The following is an 11477-nucleotide window of genomic DNA, read 5'->3' as shown; positions in this document are numbered from 1 at the left end:
TAGAACTGACGAAGTCAGCTCAAAACACTGTTTTGAGGTTGTAGATAAGACTGACAAAGTCAGGAACACATATCTATGGCAAGGCGACGCTGACGCGGTTTGAAGAGATTTTCGAAGAGTGTTAGTTGTGAATCTGGTTCAGTCGTCCCAGATTATCTTATTAGTAGAGTCTTGTTTCCTATGTCCCCTCCTAGTCAACAAGGCCTTGAGCATTTTAGAAAGAGGAATCTATGTCTACGAAATATATTTTTGTAACTGGTGGTGTGGTATCGTCTATTGGGAAAGGGATTGTGGCAGCAAGTCTAGGCCGTCTCTTGAAAAATCGTGGTCTCAAAGTAACGATTCAAAAGTTTGACCCTTATATCAATATCGATCCGGGGACTATGAGCCCTTATCAGCACGGGGAAGTTTTTGTGACAGATGATGGAGCTGAGACAGATTTGGACTTGGGTCACTATGAACGTTTCATCGATATCAATCTCAACAAATATTCCAACGTGACTACTGGTAAAATTTACAGTGAAGTTCTTCGTAAGGAACGCCGTGGAGAATACCTTGGGGCAACTGTTCAGGTTATTCCTCATATCACAGATGCTTTGAAAGAAAAAATCAAGCGTGCCGCTGTAACGACCGACTCTGATGTCATTATCACAGAGGTTGGTGGAACAGTTGGGGATATCGAATCCTTGCCATTCCTAGAAGCTCTTCGTCAGATGAAGGCAGATGTGGGTGCGGATAATGTTATGTACATCCATACAACCTTGCTTCCATACCTCAAGGCTGCTGGTGAAATGAAAACCAAACCAACTCAACACTCTGTAAAAGAATTGCGTGGATTGGGAATTCAACCAAATATGTTGGTGATTCGTACAGAACAACCAGCTGGTCAAGGAATTAAAAACAAACTAGCCCAGTTCTGTGATGTGGAACCAGAAGCTGTTATCGAATCGTTGGACGTTGAACACCTTTACCAAATTCCATTGAACTTGCAGGCGCAAGGTATGGACCAAATTGTCTGTGACCATTTGAAACTAGACGCACCAGTAGCAGATATGACTGAATGGTCAGCCATGGTGGACAAGGTCATGAATCTCAAGAAACAAGTTAAAATTTCCCTTGTCGGTAAGTATGTTGAGTTGCAAGATGCTTACATTTCTGTGGTTGAAGCCTTGAAACACTCTGGTTATGCCAACGACGCAGAAGTTAAAATCAATTGGATCAATGCCAATGATGTGACAGCAGAGAATGTGGCAGAGCTCTTGTCTGATGCGGATGGAATCATCGTACCAGGCGGTTTTGGTCAACGTGGTACGGAAGGGAAAATCCAAGCCATCCGCTATGCGCGTGAAAATGATGTTCCGATGTTGGGTGTCTGCTTGGGAATGCAGTTGACTTGTATCGAGTTTGCTCGTCACGTTTTGGGTCTTGAAGGTGCCAATTCTGCAGAACTTGCACCAGAAACAAAATACCCTATCATTGATATCATGCGTGATCAGATTGATGTTGAGGATATGGGGGGAACCCTTCGCTTGGGACTTTATCCATCTAAGTTGAAACGTGGCTCTAAAGCAGCGGCTGCTTATCACAATCAAGAAGTGGTGCAACGCCGTCACCGTCACCGTTATGAGTTTAACAACGCCTTCCGTGAGCAGTTTGAGGCGGCAGGCTTTGTTTTCTCAGGAGTTTCTCCAGACAATCGTCTGGTAGAAATTGTGGAAATTCCTGAAAATAAATTCTTTGTGGCTTGTCAGTATCACCCTGAACTTTCAAGTCGTCCAAACCGCCCAGAAGAACTCTACACTGCTTTTGTCACTGCAGCAGTTGAGAACAGTAATTAGCTAAATCAAAACCTTTGAGAAGAATCTCAGAGGTTTTTTGATTGCATATTTAGGATAATATTTGCAAATTAAAAACATAGTGATATAATTAACATAACAAAAGTTAAGGAGGATTTACAATGAAAAAAATCACCCTATTTGGTTTATCTCTAGCAGGTTTAGCTTTTCTGGCTTTTCCTCATTCAGGAAAGGCCTTCGAGCTAAAAGAAGAATGGGTTGTTAAATGTGGAGTTCAGTATCAAGATGGCAACATTCTTCGGTTTAACAATGGTCATGAAGTGGATATCAAAGTATTGGATTTGCCAAAAAATGAGAAAATCGAGTGGACGGTTAGTCTCAATGGTCAAGATCAGACTGTCAATTTCCTAGGTCAAGAAAAGGACAAGTCTATGATTGGCGTAGAAGGTCGTTATCTGAATTTCTATGTTCCATATGGCTATAGAGGAGATATCAAGGTCGAGGCTAAGAGTGGAAATGAAGTCAAGACCTGGTCAATGAAAGTGGTTGACGATGTACATCATGAAGGTGGAAAGAGAGGCTACTACCGTATTGAAGAATCAAATGATCAATACACTTACCTCGATGCTAAATGGGATTATCAAACCAAGACTTACACTGCTACCTTACCAGAGACTGTCAATGGTCAAAAAGTATATGCTTGGGCAGACTATGACAATAGTGAGTTGAAACTTGAAAAACAAAAGTCTATTAGTCATAAATATGATGGAGGATCTTTCAAAGAACTTTATCCGATTGTGAAAGCAGAAAGCTGGCTACAATCAAACCAAAACTGGTACTATCAAAAACAAGGTCAATTAGTGCAGAACGATTGGGTTAAGGACAAGGGAACTTGGTACTTTATGAATGATAAAGGAGTCATGTTCAATCAAACTTGGCTCTATCAAGGTGGCAACTGGTATGCCTTTAAATCTTCGGGAGCCATGATTGCTGGTGACTGGCTATATGATCAAGGCAAGTGGTACTATTTATCAACTTCAGGATCCATGAAAGCAAGCACTTGGGTTTATGATAAGGGAGACTGGTATTATGTAAGTTCTTCTGGTGCCATGCTTGCGAATGCTTGGGTCAAAAACAATGGTAAGTGGTATTATCTAGCTTCATCAGGTAAGATGCTTCGCAAAACCTACACACCAGATGGCTACTACGTTGGCAACTCAGGTGCCTGGCAATAAAAATAAGAAGTCCTTTTCCTGCAAGGAAGAGGCTTTTTACTTGCTTTTATGCTGCTTCCTCATTTGTCCTAAAGCCTTTTTTGTGTTAAAATGAATGGTATGAAAGCTAAAAAAATGTGGATGGCAGGTCTGGCTCTGCTTGGTATTGGGAGCCTTGCCCTTGCTACGAAAAAAGTTGCAGATGACCGTAAGCTCATGAAGACTCAGGAAGAGTTGACAGCGATTGTGCGAGACCATTTTTCAGACATGGGGGAAATTGCGACCCTCTATGTTCAAGTCTATGAAAGCAGTCTAGAGAGCTTGGTTGGTGGCGTCATTTTTGAGGATGGCCGTCATTATACCTTTGTCTATGAAAATGAAGACCTAGTCTATGAGGAGGAAGTCTTATGATACAACCAGCAAGTTTAGAAGAATTAGCATCTTTAGTGGAAAAAGATGGCAAGAAGGTCTTTCTTTTTGTGGCGGACTGGTGTGGCGATTGTCGTTATATCTATCCTGCCTTGCCAGAAATTGAGGAGACCAATCCAGAGTTCACCTTTATTCGAGTGGACCGAGACCAGTATATAGATTTAGCCAAACTCTGGGATGTATATGGAATCCCTAGCCTTGTTGTTCTAGAAAAAGACAAGGAAATTGGTCGTTTTGTCAATCGCGATCGTAAAAGCAAGCAACAAATTAATGACTTTTTAGCAGGACTGAAATAGGAGAAAAAAGAAACAATGATTTTTACATATAACAAAGAACATGTCGGTGATGTCCTTATGGTCATCGTGAAAAATAGCGGAGATGCCAAACTGGATGTAGAACGCAAAGGCAAGGTAGCCCGTGTTTTTCTCAAAGATAATGGGGAAACAGTAGCTTGGAATATTTTTGAAGTTTCAAGTTTATTTGAAATTGCAGAGCGCGGTCAAGTCTTTTTATCAGATGAGCAAGTCGCTCGTTTGAACCAAGAATTACAAACGGAAGGTTTTGCAGAAGAAATTGTCAATGACAAGGAACCTAAGTTTGTTGTTGGTGAAATTGTCGAGATGGTAGCTCATCCAGATAGTGACCACCTCAACATCTGCCAAGTTGCAGTCGCAAGTGACAAGACAGTGCAAATCGTAGCAGGTGCTCCCAATGCGCGTGTTGGGTTGAAAACCATTGTGGCTCTTCCGGGAGCTATGATGCCAAAAGGCAATCTCATTTTCCCAGGCGAGCTTCGTGGTGAAAAGAGTTTTGGGATGATGTGCAGTCCTCGTGAATTGCATCTGCCAAATGCTCCGCAAAAACGTGGAGTTATTGAATTATCAGAAGACCAAGTTGTTGGAACACCATTTGACCCAGCCAAACACTGGACTGTCTAAGAAGTTGTTAATATCTGATAGACCAGATAGAAGGAAATAAGATGGCAAAAAATGTAGTGATTACAGGAGCGACATCAGGAATTGGTGAAGCGATTGCGCGTGCTTATCTGGAGCAGGGGGAGAATGTCGTTCTAACAGGACGACGGACAGACAGATTAGAGGTTCTCAAGTCAGAGTTTGCAGCAACCTATCCAAATCAAACCGTCTGGACTTTTCCGTTAGATGTGACGGATATGGCCATGGTCAAGACTGTCTGCTTCGATATTCTAGAAACGATAGGTCGGATTGATATATTGGTCAATAACGCTGGACTAGCTCTTGGCTTGGCACCCTATCAGGACTATGAAGAGTTGGATATGTTGACCATGTTGGATACCAATGTCAAAGGTTTGATGGCGGTTACTCGCTGTTTCTTGCCAGCAATGGTAAAAGCAAATCAAGGTCATATCATCAATATGGGATCGACAGCAGGAATTTATGCTTATGCGGGAGCCGCTGTTTACTCAGCCACCAAGGCGGCAGTTAAAACCTTTTCAGATGGTCTGCGAATTGATACCATCGCAACGGACATCAAGGTGACGACCATTCAACCGGGGATCGTTGAAACAGATTTCTCTACAGTTCGTTTTTATGGTGACAAAGAGCGTGCTGAGGCGGTTTATCAGGGAATCGAAGCCTTGCAAGCTCAGGATATTGCAGACACAGTGGTTTATGTGACCAGTCAACCTCGCCGTGTGCAGATTACAGATATGACCATTATGGCCAATCAACAAGCGACAGGTTTCATGGTTCATAAAAAATAAAAAATTTTCTCGAAAAGTTACAAATTTCTGTAACTTTTTTTGATTTCCTGCGAATAGATAAGTAGGAGGAAGAAAATATGTATAATAAAGTTATCATGATTGGACGCTTGACGTCTACACCAGAATTGCACAAAACCAACAATGACAAGTCAGTAGCGCGAGCAACTATCGCTGTGAACCGTCGTTACAAAGATCAAAACGGTGAACGTGAAGCCGATTTTGTAAATATGGTCCTATGGGGTAGACTAGCAGAAACCTTGGCAAGCTACGCAACCAAAGGTAGTCTCATTTCCGTTGATGGGGAATTGCGTACTCGTCGTTTTGAGAAAAATGGTCAAATGAATTATGTGACCGAAGTACTTGTCACAGGATTCCAACTCTTGGAAAGCCGCGCCCAACGTGCTATGCGAGAAAATAACGCAGGGCAAGACTTGGCAGATCTAGTCTTGGAAGAGGAAGAATTGCCATTTTAAGCATTGAAAAGTCTGAGTTGGTCTCAGGCTTTTTATCTTGCCAAAGTCAGACTTTTTTCTTGACTATTTCTGACCAAGTGATACAATAGAACTATGAATTAGCACTCAAGTGTAAAGAGTGCTAATGATATCTATCTCATTATGGAGGAAATCAGATGTTGAAACCATTAGGAGACCGTGTGGTCTTAAAAATCGAAGAAAAAGAACAAACTGTTGGAGGCTTTGTCCTTGCAGGCTCAGCCCAAGAAAAAACCAAAACAGCCCAAGTTGTAGCTACTGGACAAGGGGTTCGTACCTTGAACGGTGACTTGGTTGCCCCAAGTGTCAAGGTTGGAGATCGTGTCTTAGTTGAAGCTCACGTAGGTCTTGATGTCAAAGATGGCGATGAAAAGTACATCATCGTAGGCGAAGCGAACATCTTGGCTATCATTGAAGAATAGAAGGAGAAAGTAAGTATGTCAAAAGAAATTAAATTTTCATCGGATGCCCGTTCAGCTATGGTTCGTGGTGTCGATATCCTTGCAGATACTGTTAAAGTAACCTTGGGGCCAAAAGGTCGTAACGTTGTGTTGGAAAAATCATTTGGCTCACCCTTGATTACCAATGATGGTGTGACCATTGCCAAAGAAATTGAATTAGAAGATCATTTTGAAAATATGGGGGCCAAATTGGTATCAGAAGTAGCTTCAAAAACCAACGATATCGCAGGTGACGGGACTACAACTGCAACTGTTTTGACCCAAGCTATCGTCCGCGAAGGAATCAAAAATGTCACAGCAGGCGCAAATCCAATCGGTATTCGTCGTGGAATTGAAGCAGCAGTTGCCGCAGCAGTAGAAGCCTTGAAAAATAATGCCATCCCTGTTGCCAACAAAGAAGCTATTGCTCAGGTTGCTGCCGTGTCTTCTCGTTCTGAAAAAGTAGGCGAATATATCTCTGAAGCCATGGAAAAAGTTGGTAAAGACGGTGTCATCACTATCGAAGAGTCACGTGGTATGGAAACAGAACTTGAAGTTGTGGAAGGAATGCAGTTCGACCGCGGTTACCTTTCACAGTACATGGTGACAGATAGCGAAAAAATGGTGGCTGACCTTGAAAATCCATATATCTTGATTACTGATAAGAAGATTTCAAATATCCAAGAAATCTTGCCACTCCTCGAAAGCATTCTCCAGAGCAATCGTCCCCTCTTGATTATTGCGGATGATGTGGATGGCGAAGCTCTTCCGACTCTTGTATTGAACAAGATTCGTGGAACCTTCAACGTAGTAGCAGTCAAGGCACCCGGCTTTGGTGACCGACGCAAAGCCATGCTCGAAGATATCGCCATCTTGACAGGCGGAACAGTTATCACAGAAGACCTTGGTCTTGAGTTGAAAGATGCGACAATTGAAGCACTTGGTCAAGCAGCGAGAGTAACTGTGGACAAAGATAGTACTGTTATTGTAGAAGGTGCTGGAAATCCTGAAGCGATTTCTCACCGTGTTGCGGTTATCAAGTCTCAAATCGAAACTACAACATCTGAATTTGACCGTGAAAAATTGCAAGAACGCTTGGCAAAATTGTCAGGTGGTGTAGCGGTTATTAAGGTCGGAGCCGCAACTGAAACTGAGTTAAAAGAAATGAAACTCCGCATCGAAGATGCCCTCAACGCTACTCGTGCAGCTGTTGAAGAAGGAATCGTTGCAGGTGGTGGAACAGCCCTTGTAAATGTTATCCCAGCCGTGGCTGATTTGGAATTGACAGGAGACGAAGCGACAGGACGCAATATTGTGCTCCGTGCCTTGGAAGAACCTGTTCGTCAAATCGCCCACAATGCAGGATTTGAAGGATCTATCGTTATCGATCGTTTGAAGAATGCTGAAGTTGGTACAGGCTTCAACGCAGCAACTGGTGAGTGGGTTAACATGATTGATCAAGGGATTATCGACCCAGTTAAAGTGAGTCGTTCAGCCCTACAAAATGCAGCATCTGTAGCCAGCTTGATTTTGACTACAGAAGCAGTCGTAGCCAATAAACCAGAACCAGCAGCCCCAGCTCCAGCAATGGATCCAAGCATGATGGGTGGGATGATGTAAGCTTTCTATAGAAAACAACTTATAAAAAACACAAAAGGAGGGAATGGCTAACCCTCCTTTTTATGATATTCACTTCTAAATTGATTTGAGCTCTCCTAACTTATATGATAAAATAAGACTAGAAAAAGGAGAAGAACATGATTGATGTAGAAGAAATTCTGAGCAAGATGAACCCCAATCAGAAGATTAATTATGACCGTGTCATGCAGAAAATGGTACAAGTATGGGAGAAAAATGAGCAGCGCCCAACTATTCTCATGCATGTTTGCTGTGCCCCTTGCAGTACCTATACTCTAGAATATTTGACTAAGTATGCAGACGTGACCATCTATTTTGCCAATTCTAATATCCATCCCAAAGCAGAATACCATAAGCGTGCCTATGTGACTAAAAAGTTTGTCAGTGATTTTAATGAGCGGACAGGAAATACGGTTCAGTACCTAGAAGCTCCCTACGAACCCAATGAATACCGAAAACTAGTTAGAGGATTAGAGGAGGAGCCAGAAGGTGGCGACCGTTGCAAGGTTTGCTTTGACTACCGACTGGATAAGACAGCTCAAGTGGCTATGGACTTGGGATTTGACTACTTTGGCTCAGCCTTGACCATCAGTCCTCATAAGAATTCTCAAACCATTAATAGCATCGGAATCGATGTGCAAAAAATTTATACAACCCACTATCTTCCAAGTGATTTCAAGAAAAATCAAGGCTACAAACGTTCAGTGGAGATGTGTGAAGAGTATGATATCTATCGTCAATGTTATTGTGGATGCGTCTATGCAGCCCAAGCTCAGAATATTGACCTGGTTCAAGTTAAGAAGGACGCCACAGCGTTCTTGCTGGATAAGGATGTTGAAAAAGACTATTCCCATATCAAATTTACAGTTACAAAATTAGATATATAAGGATAAGCCCAGCTGTAAAGCTGGGTTTTTAAAATAAAAAAACCAGGGCTTTCACCCTAGTTTGACAACTTTACCGATTCTTTAGTTCTACATAGCGCTTGTACCAAATGTTTACATAGGCTTCTGAGAAAGGACCACGTCCATTATTAATCCAATCAACAAGAATTTTGACATGTTCTTTTAAAATATAGTCCAAGTCATCAGAATAATTCATTTTGCGTTTGTGACGCTCATACTCCTCAACGTCCAAGAGACGCTTCTCTCCATCTGTAAAAATTTTAACATCCAAATCATAATCAATATACTTCAGTGCTTCTTCATCCAGATAGTAGGGGCTAGCCATATTGCAATAGTAGGAAATTCCATTATCACGAATCATGGCAATGATATTAAACCAATATTTCTTGTGAAAGTAAACAATAGCTGGTTCTCGAGTAACCCAACGACGACCATCACTTTCGGTAACAAGTGTATGATCGTTGACACCAATAATGGCGTTTTCTGTTGTTTTTAGTACCATGGTGTCCCGCCAAGTTCGGTGGAGACTCCCATCATGCTTATAACTTTGAATTGTAATAAAGTCGCCTTCTTTTGGAAGCTTCATAACTAACCAACTTTCTACAATTTATAAGTTTATCGTTTACTATTGTACCATAAAATTACCTAAAATCTGTGAATTTTACATGAAAATATTAAAGATATTCTCTGAGAGCGCTTGCTATATCCGAAAAATCGTAGCCCTTTCGTGCTAAAACTTGGGTTAAACGCTGTTTAAGTTCGTATCCTTCATATTTTCGGGAATACTTGGCATATTGCTTATCAAGTTCCTTGAAGATGAGTTCCTGAGTCGTTTCTTGGTCAACTTGACTATCCAAGTCGTCAAAGGCAACTTTAGCATCAGAGTAAGAGAAGCCCTTGTTGGTCAGGTTCTGGATGATCTTATCTTGCAAGGTACGAGCTGGAAGTTTTCCCTCATATTTTTTCAATAGTTTATTAGCTACACGTTGAGCAACTTCCGAAAAATCAAATTCTTTCAGAATCTCTTCTATAGTAGATTTTGAAATTCCTTTTTGTGCTAATTTCTGAGTCAGTACATAAGGCCCCTTGTCTCCTGAAAGTTGATTGGCATTGATGATAGTATAAGCGTACTGGCTATCATTAATCCACTTATCTTCTTTAAGATTAGCAATGACTTGAGAAACTATTTTTGCATCAATATCATATTTTTTTAGATATTCACTGACCTCTTTTTCAGTACGTGCTTTAAATGATAAGTGGTAGAGGGCTAGATTCTTACCATAAGAAAATTTGGCAAAGTCCTGAATCTCTTTCAATTCTTCTTGGCTTATCACCTTATCTCTAGATAACATAAAACGAACAATTGTGTCTTCGGTGATATAGCATTTATCGTCATTATCAAGCTCCATCAGATAGAGTCTTTTTTTCTTTTCAAGTTTTGTGATTTTCATAGTTCTATTATAACTCAAAATGTGATAAGATAGGGGTATGAATCTGAAAGTGAAACAAAAAATACCATTAAAAATCAAGCGCATGGGAATTAATGGTGAGGGAATCGGCTTTTACCAAAAAACATTAGTCTTTGTGCCTGGTGCTCTCAAAGGAGAAGATATCTATTGTCAGATTACTTCTATTAAACGTAACTTTGTTGAGGCAAAATTACTAAAGGTTAATAAGAAGTCTAAATTTCGAGTTGTGCCAGCCTGTACTATTTACAATGAATGCGGAGGCTGCCAAATCATGCACCTGCATTATGATAAGCAGCTGGAGTTCAAGACGGACTTGCTTTATCAAGCGCTGAAAAAATTTGCCCCTGCAGGATATGAAAATTATGAAATCCGCCCGACGATTGGTATGCAAGAACCAAAGTACTACCGTGCTAAGTTACAATTTCAGACTCGAAAATTTAAGAATCAGGTCAAGGCAGGCTTATATGCGCAGAACTCTCATTATCTAGTAGAGTTGAAAGATTGCCTGGTACAAGACAAGGAAACCCAAGTGATTGCTAATCGTCTAGCGGAATTACTTACTTTTCACCAAATTCCAATCACGGATGAGAGAAAAGTTCTAGGTGTTAGAACTATAATGGTTCGACGAGCAAGAAAGACTGGACAGGTTCAGATTATTATTGTTACAAACCGCCAGCTTAATTTAACCCTGCTGGTAAAAGATTTAATTAAAGATTTCCCAGAAGTTGTGACAGTAGCTGTGAATACAAATACAGCTAAAACCAGTGAGATTTATGGTGAAAAGACAGAGATTATCTGGGGAGAAAAGAGTATTCAAGAAGGTGTACTCGATTATGAATTTTCACTATCTCCTCGAGCTTTCTATCAACTAAATCCTGAACAAACAGAAGTCCTTTATAGCGAGGCAGTAAAAGCGCTGGATGTTGATAAAGAAGACCATTTGATTGACGCTTATTGTGGTGTTGGAACGATTGGATTTGCCTTCGCAAAGAAAGTAAAGACTCTCAGAGGTATGGATATTATTCCAGAAGCCATTGAAGATGCCAAGCGAAATGCCGAAAGAATGGGATTTGACAATACTCATTATGAAGCTGGACCGGCAGAAGAGATTATTCCTCGTTGGTACAAAGAAGGCTACCGGGCAGATGCTCTGATTGTAGACCCACCACGTACAGGTCTGGATGATAAGTTATTAGACACTATTCTTACTTATGTACCAGAAAAAATGGTTTATATTTCTTGTAATGTTTCGACCTTGGCTCGTGATTTAGTGCGCTTAGTAGAAATCTATGATCTTCGTTATATCCAGTCGGTCGATATGTTCCCACATACAGCTCGAACTGAAGCTGTTGTA

The 11477-nt window shown here is 41.0% G+C and carries 13 protein-coding genes; 11 read left to right on the top strand and 2 right to left on the bottom strand.

Features of this window, described 5'->3' with window-relative positions; all coding sequences use genetic code 11:
- Positions 1 to 230: 230 nt before the first annotated feature.
- The 10 genes from RYL77_RS08255 to RYL77_RS08210 all read left to right on the top strand — a co-directional run bounded on the left by RYL77_RS08255 (position 231) and on the right by RYL77_RS08210 (position 8636).
- A complete protein-coding gene (locus RYL77_RS08255) occupies positions 231 to 1838 on the top strand; it encodes a CTP synthase (protein WP_315010928.1) in 1608 nt (535 codons plus the stop codon).
- A 119-nt stretch (positions 1839 to 1957) separates the two neighbouring features.
- On the top strand, positions 1958 to 3031 hold the full coding sequence (locus RYL77_RS08250; RefSeq protein ID WP_315010927.1) for an N-acetylmuramoyl-L-alanine amidase family protein: 1074 nt from the start codon (positions 1958 to 1960) through the stop codon (positions 3029 to 3031).
- A 90-nt stretch (positions 3032 to 3121) separates the two neighbouring features.
- Positions 3122 to 3421, top strand: coding sequence for a DUF4651 domain-containing protein (locus RYL77_RS08245; RefSeq protein WP_001013971.1), 300 nt, complete (start codon positions 3122 to 3124; stop codon positions 3419 to 3421).
- Positions 3418 to 3735, top strand: coding sequence for a thioredoxin family protein (locus RYL77_RS08240; RefSeq protein WP_000615776.1), 318 nt, complete (start codon positions 3418 to 3420; stop codon positions 3733 to 3735). The genes RYL77_RS08245 and RYL77_RS08240 overlap by 4 nt, the downstream gene beginning before the upstream one ends.
- 15 nt (positions 3736 to 3750) lie before the next feature.
- Complete coding sequence (gene ytpR, locus RYL77_RS08235; RefSeq protein ID WP_315010926.1) at positions 3751 to 4377, top strand: YtpR family tRNA-binding protein; 627 nt, start codon at positions 3751 to 3753, stop codon at positions 4375 to 4377.
- A 41-nt stretch (positions 4378 to 4418) separates the two neighbouring features.
- On the top strand, positions 4419 to 5180 hold the full coding sequence (locus RYL77_RS08230; RefSeq protein WP_315010925.1) for an SDR family NAD(P)-dependent oxidoreductase: 762 nt from the start codon (positions 4419 to 4421) through the stop codon (positions 5178 to 5180).
- Positions 5181 to 5257: 77 nt separating this feature from the next.
- Positions 5258 to 5653, top strand: a complete 396-nt coding sequence (locus RYL77_RS08225) for a single-stranded DNA-binding protein (RefSeq protein ID WP_000282467.1) — start codon at positions 5258 to 5260, stop codon at positions 5651 to 5653.
- 155 nt (positions 5654 to 5808) lie between these two features.
- On the top strand, positions 5809 to 6093 hold the full coding sequence (gene groES / locus RYL77_RS08220) for a co-chaperone GroES (RefSeq protein ID WP_042900390.1): 285 nt from the start codon (positions 5809 to 5811) through the stop codon (positions 6091 to 6093).
- 15 nt (positions 6094 to 6108) lie between these two features.
- Positions 6109 to 7731 (top strand): chaperonin GroEL, encoded by a 1623-nt coding sequence (gene groL / locus RYL77_RS08215; RefSeq protein WP_315010924.1) that lies wholly within the window; start codon positions 6109 to 6111, stop codon positions 7729 to 7731.
- 137 nt (positions 7732 to 7868) lie between these two features.
- On the top strand, positions 7869 to 8636 hold the full coding sequence (locus RYL77_RS08210) for an epoxyqueuosine reductase QueH (RefSeq protein ID WP_000567567.1): 768 nt from the start codon (positions 7869 to 7871) through the stop codon (positions 8634 to 8636).
- 70 nt (positions 8637 to 8706) lie between these two features.
- On the opposite strand, the gene RYL77_RS08205 is transcribed toward RYL77_RS08210, so the two are convergent.
- Entirely contained in the window at positions 8707 to 9240 is a 534-nt protein-coding gene (locus RYL77_RS08205; RefSeq protein ID WP_000775316.1) for a DUF402 domain-containing protein, read from the bottom strand.
- Between the two features lie 88 nt (positions 9241 to 9328).
- Positions 9329 to 10105, bottom strand: a complete 777-nt coding sequence (recX, locus tag RYL77_RS08200) for a recombination regulator RecX (RefSeq protein WP_315010923.1) — start codon at positions 10103 to 10105, stop codon at positions 9329 to 9331.
- 37 nt (positions 10106 to 10142) lie between these two features.
- On the opposite strand from recX, the gene rlmD reads away from it, so the two are divergent.
- Positions 10143 to 11477: 23S rRNA (uracil(1939)-C(5))-methyltransferase RlmD (gene rlmD / locus RYL77_RS08195; protein WP_315010922.1), on the top strand; the 1335-nt coding region annotated here is incomplete at its 3' end.

It is taken from the genome of uncultured Streptococcus sp., from assembly GCF_963516515.1.
Classification (GTDB): domain Bacteria; phylum Bacillota; class Bacilli; order Lactobacillales; family Streptococcaceae; genus Streptococcus.
This window is presented reverse-complemented; position numbering and strand designations above follow the sequence as displayed.